This is a genomic window from Enterococcus florum (genome assembly GCF_004309355.1).
GTDB lineage: Bacteria > Bacillota > Bacilli > Lactobacillales > Enterococcaceae > Enterococcus_A > Enterococcus_A florum.
Genome location: NZ_BJCC01000015.1, coordinates 114,858 through 134,289, shown reverse-complemented (window position 1 = coordinate 134,289; position 19,432 = coordinate 114,858). Strand labels below are relative to the sequence as shown.

The 19,432-nt window shown below is 45.0% G+C and carries 19 protein-coding genes; 17 read left to right on the top strand and 2 right to left on the bottom strand.

What is annotated here, in order from left to right:
* Positions 1 to 5 precede the first annotated feature (5 nt).
* From pgsA to NRIC_RS10260, 11 genes are all read left to right on the top strand, one after another.
* Positions 6 to 587 (top strand): CDP-diacylglycerol--glycerol-3-phosphate 3-phosphatidyltransferase, encoded by a 582-nt coding sequence (gene pgsA, locus NRIC_RS10310; RefSeq protein ID WP_146622628.1) that lies wholly within the window; start codon positions 6 to 8, stop codon positions 585 to 587.
* A gap of 206 nt (positions 588 to 793) precedes the next feature.
* Positions 794 to 1,243, top strand: a complete 450-nt coding sequence (locus NRIC_RS10305; protein WP_146622627.1) for a MerR family transcriptional regulator — start codon at positions 794 to 796, stop codon at positions 1,241 to 1,243.
* Between the two features lies 1 nt (position 1,244).
* Positions 1,245 to 1,655, top strand: coding sequence for an FMN-binding protein (locus tag NRIC_RS10300; RefSeq protein WP_146622626.1), 411 nt, complete (start codon positions 1,245 to 1,247; stop codon positions 1,653 to 1,655).
* Positions 1,642 to 1,974, top strand: a complete 333-nt coding sequence (locus NRIC_RS10295; protein ID WP_146622625.1) for an energy-coupled thiamine transporter ThiT — start codon at positions 1,642 to 1,644, stop codon at positions 1,972 to 1,974. Before NRIC_RS10300 ends, NRIC_RS10295 begins: the two co-directional genes overlap by 14 nt.
* A 154-nt stretch (positions 1,975 to 2,128) precedes the next feature.
* Positions 2,129 to 2,983, top strand: a complete 855-nt coding sequence (locus tag NRIC_RS10290; RefSeq protein WP_146622624.1) for a DUF6544 family protein — start codon at positions 2,129 to 2,131, stop codon at positions 2,981 to 2,983.
* Between the two features lie 3 nt (positions 2,984 to 2,986).
* A complete protein-coding gene (locus NRIC_RS10285) occupies positions 2,987 to 3,481 on the top strand; it encodes a flavodoxin domain-containing protein (protein WP_146622623.1) in 495 nt (164 codons plus the stop codon).
* Positions 3,482 to 3,506: 25 nt separating this feature from the next.
* Positions 3,507 to 3,752: a hypothetical protein gene (locus tag NRIC_RS10280; protein ID WP_146622622.1), complete on the top strand. Its 246-nt coding sequence runs from the start codon at positions 3,507 to 3,509 to the stop codon at positions 3,750 to 3,752.
* A gap of 525 nt (positions 3,753 to 4,277) precedes the next feature.
* Entirely contained in the window at positions 4,278 to 4,946 is a 669-nt protein-coding gene (locus NRIC_RS10275) for a TetR/AcrR family transcriptional regulator (RefSeq protein ID WP_146622621.1), read from the top strand.
* A gap of 53 nt (positions 4,947 to 4,999) precedes the next feature.
* A complete protein-coding gene (locus NRIC_RS10270; RefSeq protein ID WP_146622620.1) occupies positions 5,000 to 6,247 on the top strand; it encodes an MFS transporter in 1,248 nt (415 codons plus the stop codon).
* A gap of 551 nt (positions 6,248 to 6,798) precedes the next feature.
* On the top strand, positions 6,799 to 7,914 hold the full coding sequence (locus tag NRIC_RS10265; RefSeq protein ID WP_146622619.1) for a radical SAM/SPASM domain-containing protein: 1,116 nt from the start codon (positions 6,799 to 6,801) through the stop codon (positions 7,912 to 7,914).
* Positions 7,911 to 8,687: a sulfite exporter TauE/SafE family protein gene (locus NRIC_RS10260; protein WP_146622618.1), complete on the top strand. Its 777-nt coding sequence runs from the start codon at positions 7,911 to 7,913 to the stop codon at positions 8,685 to 8,687. The genes NRIC_RS10265 and NRIC_RS10260 overlap by 4 nt, the downstream gene beginning before the upstream one ends.
* Before the next feature lie 34 nt (positions 8,688 to 8,721).
* On the opposite strand, the gene NRIC_RS10255 is transcribed toward NRIC_RS10260, so the two are convergent.
* Positions 8,722 to 9,879: an ROK family transcriptional regulator gene (locus NRIC_RS10255; protein ID WP_146622617.1), complete on the bottom strand. Its 1,158-nt coding sequence runs from the start codon at positions 9,877 to 9,879 to the stop codon at positions 8,722 to 8,724.
* 147 nt (positions 9,880 to 10,026) lie between these two features.
* On the opposite strand from NRIC_RS10255, the gene NRIC_RS10250 reads away from it, so the two are divergent.
* Both NRIC_RS10250 and NRIC_RS10245 read left to right on the top strand, forming a co-directional pair.
* Entirely contained in the window at positions 10,027 to 11,769 is a 1,743-nt protein-coding gene (locus tag NRIC_RS10250) for a solute:sodium symporter family transporter (protein WP_146622616.1), read from the top strand.
* The gene (locus NRIC_RS10245; protein WP_146622615.1) at positions 11,762 to 13,264 is read left to right on the top strand and encodes a sulfatase-like hydrolase/transferase; all 1,503 of its coding nucleotides are present in this window, start codon (positions 11,762 to 11,764) and stop codon (positions 13,262 to 13,264) included. The genes NRIC_RS10250 and NRIC_RS10245 overlap by 8 nt, the downstream gene beginning before the upstream one ends.
* Before the next feature lie 123 nt (positions 13,265 to 13,387).
* Here NRIC_RS10245 and hxlB read toward each other — a convergent pair whose 3' ends face one another.
* Complete coding sequence (gene hxlB, locus NRIC_RS10240; RefSeq protein WP_146622614.1) at positions 13,388 to 13,945, bottom strand: 6-phospho-3-hexuloisomerase; 558 nt, start codon at positions 13,943 to 13,945, stop codon at positions 13,388 to 13,390.
* A gap of 189 nt (positions 13,946 to 14,134) precedes the next feature.
* Here hxlB and NRIC_RS10235 point away from each other — a divergent pair, with 189 nt between their 5' ends.
* The 4 genes from NRIC_RS10235 to NRIC_RS10220 all read left to right on the top strand — a co-directional run bounded on the left by NRIC_RS10235 (position 14,135) and on the right by NRIC_RS10220 (position 19,258).
* Positions 14,135 to 15,586 carry a PTS transporter subunit EIIC gene (locus tag NRIC_RS10235; protein ID WP_146622613.1) on the top strand — a complete coding sequence of 484 codons (1,452 nt, stop codon included), beginning with the start codon at positions 14,135 to 14,137 and terminating at the stop codon, positions 15,584 to 15,586.
* A 63-nt stretch (positions 15,587 to 15,649) separates the two neighbouring features.
* Positions 15,650 to 17,641: a BglG family transcription antiterminator gene (locus NRIC_RS10230; protein WP_146622612.1), complete on the top strand. Its 1,992-nt coding sequence runs from the start codon at positions 15,650 to 15,652 to the stop codon at positions 17,639 to 17,641.
* Between the two features lie 16 nt (positions 17,642 to 17,657).
* Entirely contained in the window at positions 17,658 to 18,089 is a 432-nt protein-coding gene (locus NRIC_RS10225) for a PTS mannitol transporter subunit IIA (protein WP_146622611.1), read from the top strand.
* Positions 18,089 to 19,258 carry a mannitol dehydrogenase family protein gene (locus NRIC_RS10220; RefSeq protein WP_146622610.1) on the top strand — a complete coding sequence of 390 codons (1,170 nt, stop codon included), beginning with the start codon at positions 18,089 to 18,091 and terminating at the stop codon, positions 19,256 to 19,258. Before NRIC_RS10225 ends, NRIC_RS10220 begins: the two co-directional genes overlap by 1 nt.
* Positions 19,259 to 19,432: the final 174 nt, after the last annotated feature.

Genomic DNA, 19,432 nt, shown 5'->3' with positions numbered 1-19,432 from the left:
AGAAAGTGAATTTACCAAACAAGCTGACGGTGTTGCGTATTTTTATGATACCGTTGTTCATGATCATTGTTTTAGTTCCATGGGATTGGGGAACGATCCAAGCAGGCAACACGATGCTTCCAGTTACCCAACTAGTTGGAGCGATCGTTTTCGCGATTGCCAGTTATACTGACCATTTGGATGGTCAGATCGCCCGTTCAAGAAATTTAGTGACCAACTTCGGGAAATTTGCCGATCCGTTAGCAGACAAAATGCTCGTCATGACCGCTTTTATTATTTTAGTGGAACAAGGAAAGGCCCCTTCTTGGGTCGTTGCCATCATTGTATGTCGTGAATTAGCAGTCACCGGCTTGCGTTTACTGATTGTGGAACAAGGTGGCGGCGTTATGGCGGCGGCCATGCCGGGAAAAATTAAAACAGCTACTCAAATGACCGGGATCGTCTTCTTGTATTTGAACAATGTGCCGTTTAACTACATCGGGATTCCAGTGGATCAAATCCTGCTATATGTGTGCCTGTTCTTTACGATCTATTCAGGCTACGATTACTTTGCTAAAAACACCAATATTTTTAAAGGCTCTATGTAGAGTGGAAAGACAGCTGTGTGAGGCAGTTGTCTTTTTTCGTTAGCGGCAACATCTTTAAAGTGATCAATGCGATTATTTCGGAGGTGTTGCTGCTTTTTTTCTCCGTCTAAAGTCGGATTTTTCACCTGAACGGCAAAAAAAATGCAAATCCCATTGACCTTCACCCGTGGTTTAATGTTAAGTTACTCGAAAAGGAGAGAGAGCCGATGTGGACTATTCAAGAATTTTCAAAATTGACTTCAATTTCGCCGGCTTCACTGCGATATTATGATAAGCGAGACATATTGCCTTCAAAACGACGAGAAAACGGATACCGGGTATATGACGAACAAGACCTGTTGATCATCAAAAATGTCATGGTGATGAAGTATGCAGATTTTTCCTTGGAGGATATTCGCACAATGACGTCGCTATATTATCAGCCAGAAGGACAAGAGTGCAATGATCAGGCGAATCAAGTGTTGCAGCAGCATGTGGCAGAAATGAAGGAGCGTATCCGAATGTGGACGGAGATCGTGGCGGTGATCGAAGGCATCCAGCCTTTATTGGCGAATCATGAGCTGTACAAATTAAATCGGGAACAGCTGGACGCTCAGATCGATCAGTTGTTCCAGCAAATCGATGTTCACAAGCTGACACGCAAAGGAAGGGATTAGAATGAGTAAAAAAATGAGGGTGATCGTCATACTTGGGAGTGTAATGGTTCTTTTGGCTGCAGGATATGGCATCTATTATTTCCGGCGAATGCAAAATTACAAAAGCATCATCAATCAAATCACCATTCATGACGTGGATCTATCCACGGTTGAAGATGGCGAATACATCGGGGAAAAAGATGCGGACATCATTGGAGCCAAGGTCAAAGTGACGGTCAAGGATCATAAAATTGAGAAAATCGATCTGGAGCATCGAAACGACCGCGGAGAAAAGGCCGAGGTGATTCCTCAACGAATCATTCAGCAGCAAAAAATCAGTGTGGATGCTGTTTCTGGTGCCACCAATTCCAGCAAGGTGATTCAAAAAGCAGTCGAAACTGCATTGGTAGGCGATTCGAATGACTCTGACTGATGCAGCGGGCTGGACAAGTGCGGCGTGTATGCTGCCGCTGTTTTTAATGGCAGTTCGACGACGGTCGTCGGGAATGACTTTCGTCAAGAAAAACCATTATCTGTTTGGCTGGCTGATGTTGTTTTTAGCAGGCTTTCACGCATTGTTTCGAGTCGATCAGTTTTTTGATCAGCCTTTTGGTATAGGGGCTCTGGCCATGCTGGGCTATTTAAACAGTTTCCTATTTATTAAGAAAAAAACCAGAGAGAAAAAGCAGCGACATACGTATGCGTCAATCCTATGCTTCATACTGATCGGCTTGCACATTTTTATCCATTAAGGAGATGATTCTTCACAGGATCATTTCTTTTTTTTCTGTCCAAATAAGTCTCAGGACCTATTCTTCTTTTTTGACTATATGCTATGATTGTTAATAGGTAACAAGTTACTATTCAAATATACATTGTTTTTTAAAAGGGGGAGCTATGAGGAGAATGGGACTAACAGCAGGCATTTTATTGATCGTGCTAGGCGGGATCATCGCTTACGAGAGTGTTGGTTATTCGCCGGTAAAAAGGGCTTTTCATCAGCAGAAACAACAGCTTGTTGAAGCTAGCAGTCTTGGACGACCGGAAGTGTTCTCTAAACAGGAAATCGCTCGTTTGCCAAGGAGCTTGAGGAAGTATTTGGAACATTGCGGGTTTGCAGAGCAGCCTAAAATGCGTTATTCGATCGCCAAATTTGAGTCCGTGGACTTTGTATTGAATGTGGGTCAAAAACCGTTGAAGATCGATTACGAACGCGTCAATGACGGCAATCAGCCAAATGCATTAGCGTTGATTGATACAAGGCTTTACGGTATTCCGTTTCAAGGGATTGATGCTTATGTCAACAACCAAGGCTCGATGAAAGGTGTGTTGGGCAAACAGTTTACCCTCTTTGATGAAACAAGGGAGGATTTTTATATCAGCTGCTTAGTGACCTATTTATCTGAATGTTTGATCGTACCAAGTGTGGTGTTTCAGGATTTCATTACTTGGGAAGAGGTAGATTCACAGACGGTCAAGGGGACATTGAAGCATTCCGGCTATGAGGTGAGCGGCATCTTCTATTTTAGCGCTCGGGGAGAACTGGAACGCTTCACGACGGAAGATCGAATTGCCATCGACCCTTCTGGAAACAAGTCAAAAGCACCCTGGACAGCTAAATTCTCGGAGTATGTAGAGGAGAACGGACTGTTGCATCCTAAACGCCTGCAGGCCATCTGGCATTATCCGGCAGGCGATTCGATTTATTTTGACGGGGAAATGGTGTCGTTGCAGTATGGCTATGATGAAAAGGGGAAATGAAGAATGAATGATTTAGTCATTTACGCATCTAAACGAGGAAGTACCAAAGAGTATGCGGAAGCATTTGCAAGAACACAAGGCTTTCCGATTCTTGATTACCAGGAGCTCAAACAGCTTGACGAGGTGGATCGTGTGTTTTATTTCGGTTCGGTCTATGCCGGCAAACTCACTGGGATCGAAGCAGTCAGCAAGCAGCTTTCGCCAGAAACGGAGGTCGCGGTCATTTCTGTTGGCTTAACGTCAGGAAAAGATACGGAAAAGCTGGCAGAAATTCAGATCGGCATCCAAAAAGAAATCCCTCAGGCGCAAATGGTTCACCTGCGTGGCCGGCTTTCCAAGGAACAATTGAGTTTTCCAGAGAAGATGCTGTTAAAAATACTTAATAAGGCCAGTAATAAAGGAGCAGAAACTGAATTAAACAAAGCAATCAATGAGGTGATGCAGGCTGGGAAGGCTGATTTCGTTCAGTTAGACCAGGTGCAGATGATTCAGCTTTAGTCGGACAGAAAGAGAGGAACAAAAAGTGCGAAAGATCCTAGTCACCGTGTTAAGTCTAACTGTTGTGTTTGGAGCCATCTGCTCTGTTGCAGGATTATTTGCCTTCAATACAGATTATGCATTTCATTTCGTCAACCAATATGGCGAGACTATAAAAATGTGGGGATATGGGCTTTATAAACACGACTCTTATTTTAAAGCGCCGATTTTTATTGGAACAGATTGTATGATGCTTTTTGGGCCCTTCCAAGCTTTGCATTCTCCTTGCTAAAATACAAAAGGCAAGGCACTCAAAAAAGTTTGATTATCGTAACCTCGTTAACAGCAATCTTGTTGTATTACAGCTTTTCCTTAGCATTTGGAGTGGCTTACAATCAGCTGCATTTAATCTATATCGTTTTTTCTCTTCTAGTTTTTTCGACTTGATTCTTTGCCTGACCTAGATGGATGCTGGAAGAATTGCTGCGTCACTGCAACGCTATTCTGTGACCAGGAAGGTCAAACTCTTTTTAATTATTGCAGGAAGTTCCTTATTTGCTGCTTGGCTGCCGGAAAGCCTTTAGTGACGAAGGTAGTGATCTTCGTGGTGCTCTCCGTGTATTCCTTTTTGTTAAGTAGAGCGTATTTTCAAAAATTTGAGGAATGATCCAAGCCTTTTGCTCTCATTCCGACTCGGTGAGAGCAAAGGGCTTTTAACAAGCGCAAACACCGCCTTTGCAAAAAGAGATTGACAACCAAGGACAATCACGTCATAATAAACATACCGCGGTCGGTATATTAATAAGGAGGTGCCGTTATGCCACGCACACAGAAGGATTTTGCCCCTCGGAAGGAACAGCTGATTCGAATAGCATTGGATCTGTTTTTGGAAAAGGGCTACGAACGAACGACTATCACGGATCTGCAGAAGGCGTTTGGCCTGACAAAGGGCGGCATGTATCACTACTTTTCCTCCAAAGATGAAATTTTGGATGCAGTGATTGACAAGGGAATTCAGGAAATGATGGACGAATGGCGAGCGGATATTGTCAAACTTCCGTTAGAACAGCGGCTGCTGCATCTATTGTTCAGCGACTCAGCCAATCAATTTACCAGTCAGCTGATGCGCTATGCCAAATCAGGGGAAAGCTCGATCGTGACCTATAAGGTGAAGGACCGGCGCATCAAAATGCCGATTCCGCTGATGACAGAGGTGATTCAGGAGTACGTTGATCAGGGAATCTATACCTGCGACTATCCAGAAGAAGCGGCCGAGCTGCTTATTTTAATAGCAGTAACCTGTAGTGACATCGATCTCTGGCCTGCCGAAACGGTGGAAAAACGCAACCGCCGTATCGAGAATCTGTTGTTGATGTGGAAGAATTACGTCCATCCGCCGCAACAGCATTTGGATGAGGTTCGGGAAAAAATCAATCAGTTTTACGACATGGTTTATCAGGAAGCGGCTGATTCAAAGGATTTATAGAACCGGGTTCGATCAATGATCCGCAGGCTTATCAAAAAGAAGGTTGGGAATAAATGAAAAAGAATCGGATAAATATCGTGTATTTGATCGTCGGGCAGCTGATTTCGGTCTGTGGAATCTCGATCCTGCGATTTGCTTTATCTTTGTATGTGTTGGATACGACCGGCAGAGCAGACGTGTTCGCCGTGATTTTAGCCGTGTCCAGCATCGCCGTGTTGTTTGCGCCGATTGGCGGAGCCATGGCGGATCGGTTTGATCGCAAGGTGTTGATGGTGATGATGGATGCAGCGAATGCCGTTTTGGCCCTGCTGCTGTTCTTGGTGGTGGGGATGACGGAATCGATTTTTGCGATCGGGCTGCTGCTGTTCCTACTGTCCTTTGTCAGCAGCTTTGACACGCCTGTGGTTGGAGCCAGTATTCCTTTATTGGTTGAGCCGCAGGAGCTGGAGAAAATCAACGGTCTGTCCAATGCGATCCTGCAATTGTCCAGAATTGCCGCTCCGATCATCGGTGGTGTTCTCTACGGGATATTCGGCGCAAAGCTGTTGATCGGCAGCAGCATTTTCTTCTTTGTGGTCGCCGCACTGATCGAAAGCCTTTTAAACATTCCGTATGAGAAACACCAGCAAACAGGTCGAGTAATCCAACTGCTGGTCGCGGATTTAAAAGCTGGTTTTGCGGATTTGAAGGAAAGCCGGGCGCTTTTTCGGGTAGTGCTGATCGTGGCAGCGATCGATTTTTCGCTAGGTGCTTTTGTGGTCGTGGGCTTGCCGGTGATTTTCCGGATGGGCCTGCAGGTGGATGACACGTTGTATGGTATCGGGATGGCCAGCTTTAGCCTGGCAAGTATTTTAGGAGCGGTCTTTGCCAGCCGGCTGACAAGAAATGTCCGCTTTGACAATTTTTATCGGATTTTTACCATTACTGGACTGTTGCTGCTGTTCATGGGTATCTTAGTGAACCTGCTGCGGTCAGATGCTGGATTTTGGGTAGTTGTGGGGATTACTTTTATCATCGGTGTGATGGTGAGTGCGATTTCGGTATATTTGATCTCATTGCTGCAGCGAGTCACTCCGAATGAGAACTTGGGCAAGATGATGGCCACGATGACCGCGGTTTCCCAATCAGCCGTACCATTGGGACAATTTCTAATAGGGGCTTTGTTCAAAAAAAGCGGAACCTCCATGTTGTTGCCGATCATGGCAGTCGGTGGCTTTATCGCGTTGATTTCCTTCCTGTGCTTTGTTTGGTTCAAACAAACGAAGGAGACCGATATTTATGTGGTGAAGCGGGCAGGGTGAGTGACTAGAACAAGAATAGATTCAAAAAGCACATCGTTATGATGTGCTTTTTTGCAGGGAAAATGGATAGTTGAAATTCATCGATGTCGAATCCAATCTTTCACAGTTTGAGGGGCGTTCTCTGAACATGAGGATTTTCTATCATTCTGGAATATTGCTTTTTTTACTGTCTTCATTTTTTTAGATAGATATAATCCATAAAGGCTTATTCCGGAGTCTGACCATCTTTAGCCAACGTTTCTTTAGCTAGCTTTTCCTGCTCTGGTGTCAAATAAGCTATCAGCTCCTTTTTCTTATAGCTTACACCTCTCTTACTGGCTAAGCAGAAGCATCTTTTGCAGTGCTTCAAATCATAAGCAGAAAATATGAAAATTCTTAAAAGGTTCCTGACATTTTTTTGATTCACTACGAGAACCATCGGAAAACAAAATAATTTACTTTAAAAACGGCCATTTAGAATGAAATTAACAAAAATAGATTTGACAATCAATCCATGTAATGGTTAAAATGTTCTAACGTGAACTAATTATTTTGAAATGAGAAGGTATTTTATGAAGCATCTTTCAGTATTGATCAAACCAGCCTCTGCGTTATGCAATATTCGCTGTACATACTGTTTTTATGCAGATATTTCTTCACTGAGAGACGTTCGTTCATTTGGAAGGATGAACGCGGAGACAGCGGAAAAAATGATTGAGAATATCTATTGTGATCTTGAAGCGGGCGATCGGTTGACGTTGACCTTTCAGGGAGGCGAGCCAACTCTGGCAGGATTGGCTTATTTTAAGCAAATCGTTTCCTTGATACAGCGTCAGGCTAAACAGGTTCAAGTCGAGTATTGTCTGCAAACGAACGGCATGATAATCAACGAACAGTGGTGTGTTTTTTTGAAGGAAAACCAATTTTTAGTCGGGCTGTCGATCGATGGATATTCGGCGTTTCACGATCGGTATCGCCTTGATCCGAAAGGCAGGGGTACATTTCAGCGAGTCCTTAAAACAAAGCAGCTTTTTGACGACTACAAGATCAATTATAACGTGCTGTGTGTACTGACTGATGCGCTGGCGGATGAACCGGAAAAGATCTTCCAGTTTATTGTTGAGCAGAAGATTGAGTACATTCAATTTATTCCTTGTTTAGATGAGCTGGAGGCTCAAACAAAATCAGATTATGCACTTTCGCCGCGAAGTTTTGCGTATTTTTACAAGCGCTTACTGGAGCTGTGGCTCGATTATTTAGGGCATAAAAACTACGTCAGCATAAAATTGTTCGATGACCTGTTAAATCTTTTAGTAAACCATCAGACTACAGCTTGCGGCATTTTAGGGAATTGCCAGATTCAATACGTGATTGAGGCGGATGGCAGTGTCTACCCGTGTGATTTTTATGTACTGGACAAATATCGTTTAGGGTACATTCAACACCAAACATTGAGGGAATTATTTGAGCAGGATTTGTCGAAGCTGTTTGTATCAGAAAAGCCCGTAACCAGTTCATATTGCCGCAGCTGTCCTTTTTTTAAGATGTGTCGCGGCGGATGTAAACGGATGAAGGATGCCATTTATGTGAATGAACAGGAAGAATTTTGCGGGTACCAGGAAGTACTTAAAAGCTTTGTGCCGAAAATCCCTGCGATTTTGGCTATGTTGAAGGAGGCAGCAAGGTGATAGGATTGATTTATTTTATGGTCATCGTGGTTGCAAATGCGATCGGAGCGATCTCTGGAATGGGCGGCGGTGTGTTGATCAAGCCGGTTTTGGATTTGTTTGGGTTTCATTCGGTAGCCGCCATTTCGTTTTATTCGACCGTCGCCGTTTTTACGATGTCGATCGTTTCCACGATCCGGCAACTAAAAAATGGCGTACGGATCAACTGGCCAGTTCTAGGCTGGGTCTCTTTTGGAGCGGTGATCGGCGGTTTTTTGGGCAATAGTGCCTTTGAAGGATTGCTTCTGCTGTATGAAAAGGAGTCCACAGTTCAAATCATTCAGATCGTTTTGACGGTTGCAACGTTGTTGTTTGCGCTGCTTTACAGTAAAAATCAATGGAGGCAGTATGATTTTAAGTATCAGGGGAGTTTTTTGCTTTGCGGATTGTTTCTGGGATTTTTGGCGAGCTTATTAGGGATCGGCGGAGGTCCGATCAATGTCAGTCTGCTGATGCTGCTTTTTTCGTTGCCGATCAAAGAGGCAACAGTTTATTCGATCGGTACGATCTTCTTTTCACAGCTCTCGAAGCTTCTGACGATTGCCTTTAGCAGTGGTTTCGGTCGCTATGACCTATCTTTGCTGCTTTTTATCGTGCCGGCGGCGATCGTTGGCGGGTTTATGGGGGCGAAATTCAGCAAAGTGCTGTCTGAAGAACGGGTGACGACGGTTTTCCAATTGGTGATCGTGGTGGTTTTGCTGATCAATTTGTTTAATGGCTGGAAGCTGATGTAAAAAAGTACGGATTCCTCGCGAATCCGTACTTTTTTTACACCAATTCATGCTTCAACAATAATGCGATGGAGGACAGATCTTCATCGTCGTGTATATTATAATCAATGGAGAAGGTCTGAGGCGACAGCTGCAGCTCCAGCAAGGCGGATTCGACATACTGGACGAAACGTCTTGAAAGGAAGAAGTCGCCGATTAAAATGATTCGTGGAATGTCCCACAGTGCCACCGTATTCAGCAAAGCAATCGCAAAATCGTTGGCAGTTTTTTTGAACAATTGGTTTAACTCGATACTGCCCGCTTCTGCTGCTGCTACGATCGTTTCGGCAGTGATCTGATTTTTGTCTCCGTTGCAGATATCCCATAGAGTCGGGTCGTTTTTCGGAGAAAAGGACTGCTTCAAGGTTTGGATAATACCTTCGATCGAGATCAAGCTTTCCAAACAGCCGCGGCGTTTGCAGATCGGGCAGTAGTCGGCGGAAGGGTCGATGATTTGATGACCAAAGTCCATGATCAGGTGATGGTCGCCTCTTAAAAGTTCGCCGTGCTTCATAACGGCGCCGCCGATACCGGGTTCCATGTATTTAATGAAGATGAAGGTCCGGTATTCGTAGGTAAAGCTTTCCAGCAAAGCACTGCAGCGAATGCCATTGTCCAAGTATACGGGCAGCTGAAGCTCTTCTTCGATCACCGAGGCGATATCGACAGGTGTTTCCCAGATTCCAGAGAAGGAGATCCGTCCATCGGTTTTGCCTTTGATGCTGATTCCGATGCCTAAAATATCAGACGGTGCAAGATGATGTGCTGTAATTAGTTCACTAAGTGAATGAATCAGCTGAGCAACATGTTTTCCGCTTTCCTGAAGGGTATCGAAGCGCTGCTTTTCAATGACGTTCATTTGCAGATCGGTCAGGACGATCGTCGTGTACAGGTGATTTAAAACCACGCCAATGCAGTATTTGTGAGACGCATTAATCACGATCTCGATTTCCTTGCGACCGGCTTTTCCGCTGTTCAAGGTGGATTGCTCTGTGATCCAGCCCTCATCTTGAAGCTCGTTGCACAGCTTCGTGATGACAGACGCAGACAGGGACAGCTTTTTAGCGATGCGCTTTTTAGAATAAGGTTTATTTTGATAAAGCAATTTCAAAATTGACCGTTTGTTGTTTTCCTTGATATCAGAGATGTGCTTCATGTTCAACAGCTCCTTTTACTCACTATACCATATCATAAAAAAAGTTGAAAAAATATCCTAAAATTGATTGACAACGTGAAATGAAAGCGTTATAAATATAGATAATTGGTTCACGTAGTAAATTAAAAAGTGTTAGGAGGAGTATTGATGGATTTCTTTACCATTGCAACGTTCATTTTCTTTACCGCTCTGGTTGCAATTATTTCTTGGTGGATCACTAGAAAAGAGGACTTATCGACAAATTCTGGGTATTTCTTAGGCGGAAGAAGCTTGACGGGCGGCGTGATCGCCGGATCGCTGCTGTTGACGAATCTTTCCGCAGAACAGCTGGTGGGGTTGAATGGGAATGGATTTGCCGGCAGTTTGACGTCCATGTCTTGGGAAGTCACTTCGGGTTTGACGCTGGTCTTGATGGGCTTAATCTTTTTGCCGAAGTATTTAAAAAGCGGCTTCACAACGGTGCCGGAATTCTTAGAAGAGCGTTTTGACAAAGGAACACGAAACATTGTAACCGCTCTATTTTTGATTAGTTTGTCGCTGGTGACCTTGCCAATCGTCTTGTACGCAGGAGGGATCGCAGTCAATTCTTTGTTTGATGTGGCTTCCTTGCTAGGGGTCACTCCGGAGCAGTCGCTGTTTTATGTGATTGCCGGAACCGGCTTGATCGGCGGGATCTACGCGATCTTCGGCGGCTTAAAAGCGGTGGCGGTATCGGATACGATCAATGGTGTCGGTCTGATGGTCGGTGGTTTGCTGATTCCGATTCTGGGGCTTCGTGTGCTGGGGGACGGCAGCGTCATGGCTGGGATCGATCAGCTGGTGACGAGTCATCCTGAGAAATTGAATGCGGTCACTGGGCCAGGAAATGTCCCTTTTTCTACGATTTTTACAGGGATTCTATTGGTAAATACCTTTTACTGGTGTTGCAACCAGCAGATCGTTCAGCGGGCGTTCGGTGCTAAAAACTTAGTCGAAGGCCAAAAAGGCGTTTTATATGCTGGCTTGATCAAGATCATGGTGCCGGTGATGCTGTTGTTTCCAGGGATCATTGCCTTCCATTTGTATGGCTCGGAAATCGGCCATCAGGATCTGGCCTATTCCTACCTTGTAGCTCGTGTCCTTCCGAAAAGTTTATTAGGCTTTTTTGGAGCGGTGCTGTTTGGAGCCGTGTTAAGCTCCTTTAATTCGGCACTCAATTCCGCTTCAACGATGTTTTGTATCAATGTGTATAAGCCGATCATCAATCCGAACATTGATGATGAAAAGCTGGTGAAGATCGGAAAAGTTTTTGGGACCTTCATTACGATATTTGCGATTTTTGTGGCGCCGCAGATCGCGAAAGCACCAGATGGCTTGTACGCGTTTATGAAGAGTATCATGGGGTACTTCAATATTCCGACATTAGTGGTGGTGTTGATGGGCTTCGCAACCAAAAAGACACCGGCGATCGGTGCCAAGATCGCAATTTTCTTTTTCATCACGGCGTATACGCTGTACAACTTTGTGTTTGACCTGTCGATCCATTATCTGCATGTGTATGGCATCCTCTTCGTCTGCTGTGTTGCGATCATGCTGGTCGCGGGGATTATCAGTCCACGAAAAGAAGCCTACAAGCAAAAGGATGTTGGTGTGGTCGATCTGACTCCTTGGAGATATGCTAAACCAGTATCGATCGTGATTGCGATGGCAACGGTCTATGCGTACGTTATCTTCTCACCATTAGGAATCGTTGATCAGCCAGAGTACCAATCGCGTTTCTTGATCATTACGGGACTTTTTGCCGTATTGACCTTTGCATTGTTTAGAGTGACGCTGATCCTTCAAGATAAAAAATCCAAAGCAGCACCTACTATTGAATCATTAGATGGAGAGAACATGGCCAATGAATAAGCAGTTAATTTTTATCATGACAGATACTACCAGAAAAGATATGCTGGGGTGCTACAACCCGGACATGCACACCCCAAACCTTGACGCGTTGGCGGAGGAGGGGCTCAAATTTGAGAATACTTACAGCTGCCAACCGGTTTGCGGTCCGGCACGCTCAGCGATTTTTACCGGGCAGTTCCCGCATTCCAACGGCATGTACACCAACAGCATTGCCATGGGAGACAATGTAAAGACGGTGGGACAACGCCTGACAGACAATGGGATTCATTGCGGCTATATTGGTAAATACCATTTAGATGGGGCCGATTATTTTGGATTGGGCCGCTGTCCAGAAGGCTGGGACCCAGAGTATTGGTATGATATGCGCACCTATTTAGAGGAATTGACCGATGAGCAGCGGATGGCTTCACGAAAACCGGAATCCTCATACGAAGACTGGATGACAGAGGATTTTACCTACGCCCATCGTTGTACAGACCGCGCAGTCAAGTTCTTGGAAAAGAACAAGGAGACCGACTTTTTCCTGACTATCTCGTATGATGAGCCCCATGGTCCATGCTTGTGTCCGGCACCGTTCAATCGCATGTATGAAGGCTACTCGTTTGACTATAATCCAAACTATGATGATGATTTGACTCAAAAACCTTTGTATCAGCAATTGTGGTCTGGAGAAGATATGGAAAAGCCTGGTTCTGAGCTTAACAAGCCTTCGTCAGGGTTAGCGCTCTTTTTAGGCTGCAACAGCTTTGTTGATTATGAGATCGGCAGAGTCATGGAGATCATTAACCAGAATTATCCTGACGCATTAGTGATATTTACCTCGGATCATGGAGAAATGCTGGGCAATCACAAATTACAGATGAAAAATGCAGCTTGCTACAAGGAAATAGCCAATGTGCCACTGATCATCCGCGGTGGCGAAGCAGGGAAAACGATTACCAGCCCTGCTTCTCATATCGACTTGGTGCCAACGATTCTAGACTACATGGGTGTGCCGCTTCCGAAAGTGCTGGAGGGCAAATCCATGCTGCCTCAAATCTACGATGCTGAACAGGAAATCAATGATGTGGTATTTACCGAATTTACCCGATACGAGGTGGATCACGATGGGTTTGGCGGGGTGCAGATGATGCGGGCTGCGACCAGCGAGAAGTACAAGCTGGTGGTTCATTTGCTTGATTCGGATGAATTTTACGACCTTGTCAATGATCCATATGAAACGATCAATCTGATTGATTCTCCGGATTACGAAGCGGTACGCAATGCGCTGCATGACCGGATGCTGCAGCAGATGAATGAGACTCGTGATCCCTTTAGAGGCTATCAATGGGCGGTTCGTCCGTGGCGCAAAGACAAAGAACCCAGCTGGGAAAATGATCGCCATACGCGCCAACGAGAAAATGAAGAGTATGAACCGCGGCAATTGGATTATGATACAGGCCTGCCAATGGAAAAGGCAACTCGCTTGAAAGAGACCAACGATGTAAAAGCCTAGAAAAAGAACTATTGATCGGCGATCGAATGACATGAACATGCTTATCAAGTCTAGCGTTCCCGAAGAATACATGGCTTAAAAAACGCACGGGAGAACCGATAAAAAGGTTCTCCCGTGCGTTTTTTATTCCATATCCGTATGTCTTGCATGCATGGTCTCGTTCGTTTCCTCCATACGCGCCATCAGTTCTAAAATGATCCCGTCATAGGTTAGAAAACTGAGCTGTTCAAAGGCGGAACCCATCGGCTGGATCGAGGTGAGCTTGTTTTCTTTTAGCTTAGGTGAGACGCCGGGAAGCACGACAACGACATCTGCTATTTGGGCGATCTCGGATTCGTTATCCATCGTCAATAGGGCTAAGGTGACACCATTGCTTTTGGCTTTCTTTGCCAACGCTACCAGGCTGGATGTTGTCCCAGAGCCGGAGCCGAGGATCAAAAGATCGCCTTGAGCGGTTCTAGGGCAGCTGATCTCCCCAACAAGATGAACCGATAAACCCAAGTGCAGCAGTCGATTGGTAAATCCGCGAATCGCCACCCCTGACCGGCCTGCGCCAGAAAGAAAAATCGATTTGGCCTGCAGGATTGCATGGACGAGTCTTTCCAGCTCTTCTTCTCGTTCATATGGAACAAAGGACAATAATTCTTCAATGATCGCTTGTGTGTGTTGCGTTACTGACATATAAATCCCTCCCAAGAATAGTTAATACCCAAAGTGTAAAAAAAGCGGGTTCTCTCCACAAGAGTATTTTTGACAGGCGCGATCTGACAAAGGTGGCCCTTCCAACGATGGCTTTTCGGAATTGCGGCTCCTATAATAAGTATCAGAAGGTGCTTTCGAAAAATAAGTATTCTCAAGGAGGAAAAGAAAATGGAATTTCAGCAACCTGCAAATGCAAACAGCTGGCGGGCGAAAATCCAGCGCATGGGTGGATTTTTAAGTTCGATGGTCATGCCGAATATCGGGATTTTTATTGCTTGGGGTTTGATGGCCGCATTTTTCATCCCGACCGGTTGGACGCCTAATGAGCATTTGAATGAGTTGGTTCCGCCAATTTTGAATTATTTATTGCCGATTTTAATTGGATACACCGGCGGATACAATGTGTATGGAAAACGAGGCGGCGCGATCGGAGCTTTGGCGACTATGGGGGTAGTAGTTGGAGCAGATATCACGATGTTGATTGGCGGGATGATCATGGGTCCGATCGGTGCGATTCTGATGAAGAAGATCGATGGTCTTTTTAAAGGCAAGGTCAAACCAGGTCTTGAGATGCTGGTGGACAACTTCTCACTGGGCTTTTTGGGATTTGCGATTGCTCTGATTGGATTCGTAGCAGTTGAACCGATCTTTGCGGTCATTCTCTCGTTCATCTCGGGCGGCGTCGACTGGCTGATGGCACGGAATTTGATTCCGCTGACCAGTATCTTTGTTCAGCCGGCACAGGTGTTGTTTTTAAACAACGCGGTCAATCACGGAATTATGATTCCGTTAGGAACGCAGCAGGTATTGGAAACAGGGAAATCCTTATTGTTCTTGGTTGAAGCAAACGGCGGCGCTTGGGTAGGTTTACTAATTGCCTTTTCAATGTTTGGAACGGGGATGGCTAAGAAGTCGGCACCCGCTTGTATGCTGATCCAATTCTTAGGCGGGATCGGAGAAGTTGCTTTTCCATATGCCATGATTAAGCCGATCACGATCTTAGGGCCGATCGCAGGCAACATGGCTGCATTGGCAATTGGACAAATGTTTGGTGGAGGAACAGTTGGAGCAGTCTCACCGGGAAGTTTTTTGGCTTTGCTGATGATGACGCCTCGAGGGAATTTTATTATAAATATTGCCATGTATGCGGTTGCAGTGCTGGTTTCCTTTGTAGTCGGCGCCTTTTTCTTGAAGCTTAGCTTTAAAAAAGATCAAGCTGCACAAGAGGAGCTGTCGTTGGAAGGGGCAGGGGGGTCAACTGCGGAAGGCTTTGAATCCGCAATGCCGGAACTGATCGTAACAGAGAATGCTGCTCCAACAGGCAAAATGATCAAAAATGTGATCATTGCCTGCGATGCCGGAATGGGATCCAGTGCGATGGGGGCCTCCATGTTGAGTACCAAGGCGCGCAAGAACATGCTGGAGGTGACAGTCAAGAATGTTTCGGTGGACAATATCCCGGAAAATGCCGACCTGATTATCACCAATGAAATTTTATTAGAAAGAGTCAAAAGTCTGACCAGCGGCAAACAGATCCCGATTTTGACAATCAAAAACTTCCTGGACAACAGTGAATACGATCGCTTCATTAAATTTATCAAAGAAAATAATGAGGAATAGGCAGTGTCCGCTTCTATTTTAGTGTAGTATGATGAATTCTACTAAGGCTGGGGAGGAATCTAGATGTACTTATCGACCAGAGAAAGCTCAATCTTAACGATTTTGTTAACTAGTAGAAACAAGCATACCGTACAAGATATCAGCGACCGCCTAAATGTCAATGAGCGAACCGTGTACCGGGAACTAAAAAATATCAAAGCGACCCTGAAAAAGTTTCAGCTGGAATTGGTGTCAATCCCCTCAGAAGGACTTGAGATCCAAGGCAAGCCGGAAAATTTGTCGGCCTTAAAGCAGGCTTTTCAAAAGCAGACGATCCATCAAATTTTATCAGTCACCGAACGGGTTGATCTGGTCACGTTGATTTTATTGTTGGAAGAGGACTTTACGAAGATGCAGGCGATCGCCGCAGAATTATTGGTCTCTCTTTCAACGATCAAAAAGGACATCGCCTTTTTGACAGATAACCTGCTGGAAAAAGGTATTCGCGTGGTTTCAAAAAAGGGTGAGGGGATCAAACTTGAGACAGATATCATGAATCGCCATATTCTGATCTTGGATATTTTAACCAAGCACGTCGCGTCATCGGAATTTATTGCATGGTTTTTACTAAAGCATTCGAAGGATTCATTTTACAAAAAGATTTGCTTTCAAAAAATCGGCGAGCCGCTTTATTTTGTTTATGAGCAGCTTGGACAATTGAAGACTGACATTGATGACAATGATTTGCAGGAGCTGGTCATTTTACTGTCCTTGTGGCTGAATGTCTGCCAAATGAGCACGCTGCCTAACAATACGATCGATACGATCACGATTGAACTAAATCAAATCGGCAACAAGCTGTACCATCGAATGGTGGAAAAACAGAAAGCAATTCTGGCGGAGAAAAGCCATCCGGAAGCGTTTCTGGATTACTTGAAATGGATCATTCATTTGTATTTTCAGCAGGATCGGTCCAATGAATTTGACTTGCCGCGGTTTGACCGAGACATTGCGGCTTCGGTGAAGGAAATGGTCGGCCATGTTGAAGCACAGCTAGGTGTAAAGCTGCATGACAACGACCGGCAGATTCGTGATTTGACCACTCATTTGAAAAAGGCCGTGACTCGGATCAACAGCGGGTTGTTTGTCAGGAATCCGATGAAAGACGAGATCAAAAGGAACTATTTGTTTATCTTTGAAATTGTCAGTAAAGCGGCGGCAGAAGTCTTCGGAAAGGAATTTTTTCCAGAGGACGAATTGTGCTTTTTGGTTCTGTACTTTGTCATGATGATCGACAAGCTGTCGAATAAAGCCTTTCGCGTGTTGATCGTCTGCTCCAGCGGGATGGGCTCCTCTAAAATGCTGACCAGCCGACTGGAATATGAGGTGCCTGAGGTGTATGTGAAAGACATTATCTCCTTAACGGACCTGCACAACAAAAACGTGCACGAGTATGAATTGGTTCTATCTACAATCCCATTACCCCTCGCACCAGAAGAATACTTGAAGGTGTCGCCTTTATTGAATGAGCAGGAGTTGGCCTTGGTTCAAACCAAGATCAATAACCATAAATACACCGATTTGAAAACCATTCAACGACAAAAACAGATGAATGTGGAGGATTTCGAGAAGTACTTAACGAAAAAGCTGTTCTATGCACAAAAGATTTTAGCGTTAATGAAGCATTGCCGCTACAGCAAACAAACGATTTTTACTACGAGAGTCAAGAAAAAACGGGATGCGTTAAAACAACTGGCCACTTTTTTGGAGGTCGATGAGGCCAATTTGACCAGCAGCATCCAAACTACGGTTCAGCAGAATCAAACGGTGCTCTTTATCCTTCGCAGAAATGCGACGATTATGGAAGATCGGCTCCAGCTGATTGCGGAAAGCTCCAAACAGCTGGGGAATTACTACTTGATCGTGCTAGATACCTCGGAGGAGTCTTCTGAGTTGGGTCATCGATTTTACAGTCAAGTGAAGGAGCTGTTCTTTGACCATGTCTATGAATTGACTAAAATCGGCTCTGCTGATGAATTGAGAACGTATTTAGTAAAAATGAATGAAATTGTATAGATTGCGAGATGGGACAATGAAAATTTTTAAGGACGAGAACATTCAATTGAATCAACACTATGAAAACAAAATCGCGGCTATTTTAGCAGCTGGACAAATTTTAGTCGACAATGGCTATGTCGCAGAAAGCTATATTCAAGATATGCTGGCGAGAGAGGAAGAAGTCTCTACTTACATTGGCAACAACATCGCGATTCCTCATGGGATCGTAAAATCCGTGGAAAGAATCCACTCTTCTGGGATTTCGTTGCTGCAGGTGCCAGAAGGCGTTGATTTTGACGGCAACATCGCCTATTTGGTGTTTGGCATCGCAGGAAAAAACAATGAACATCTGGAGATCCTAGGACAGATCGCTGCGATCTGCTCGGAGCTGGAAAACGTGGAGATTCTCCGTCAGGCAACATCGAAGTCAGAAATTCTGAAAATATTTGAGGAGGTCGTCGTTTAATGAAGCAAGCACTGCACTTTGGCGGAGGAAGCATCGGCATCGGCTTTATCGCCGATTTACTATATGAATCTGGGTATGAGGTCACAATCGTGGATATTGATCGCGACCTAGTACAGCAAATCAACGAAACCAACACCTTTGATCTGTATTTGATCAATGAAGGCTATCAGAAAAAACAATTGACCAACCTCCATGCGCTGTCTTCCATCGAAGACCAGAAAGAGATCATTGAAAAGATCCGTACGACGGAGCTGATCACAACAGCGGTCTGGGCCGAAAACCTGCCGAAGATCGCGCCGGTTCTGCTAAAAGGATTAAAGAAACGAGTAGCAGAGAATGGCCAACGGGTCACCATTTTAGCCTGTGAAAATGCCATGTTCAATAGCGAGATTTTGCGCAATGCGATCTTAGCACTAGATGCCTCTGCGAAAGTGTGGCTCGATCAGATTGCTGCGTTTCCCAATACAGCGGTGGATCGGATGGTTCTGGCTTCTGAACATCAGGACAAAAAAACGATCGACATCGGTCGTGATTATGAATTGGTGATCGAAGAATCCAAACTAGTGGACCCAACAGACAAACCGATCAAAGATGCGGTGTATACGACTGACTTGAAGAAATATATCGAACGCAAGCTGTATGTCGTGAATTGCGGCCATGCATGGGCAGGGTATATCGGTTTTGTGCACGGATATTCGGTCATGCGCGATGTGTTCAGCAATGAAGAACTGGTGCAGCTGATCCGGGAGACCATGTGGGAGTCTGCACATCTACTGATGGAAAAGCATGGCTTCACCGAACAAGATATGGCGGACTATATTGATTTCATCATGGATCGGTACCAAACGCCAGGAATCACTGACATGATTACTCGAGTATCCCGTTCGCCGATTCGCAAGCTGCAGCCGGAGGAGCGCTTAGTCGGGCCATGTGTGCAATGCGAAGAACACGGACTGAAAAATACTCGGCTGTTAGAAGGGATCGCGGCGGCCTTTCTATTTGATAATCCAGAAGACGAACAATCGGTGGAATTGTTGGCCTTTGTGGCAGAACACGGGATCGATCAGGCGATCGTCCACTTCACAACGATTTCAGCAGGCACACGGATGCATCAGGTGATTAAAGGAAATTATCAGAAATTTCTGACAAAACAGAGACGAGTAAAGTGAAGACAGCATGTTCGAACCGAGAGGTAGTTTGATTTTGGATTGGAGGATAAAAACATACAGATTTTTATTGTCGAGGATAGGATGTCCTTGACGATCGTTGATCTAGACGAGGAGATCACGCTTCTGATAGAAGCTTCAGCACAGGCAACAAGTTTGAAAAACTATTAAAAGACA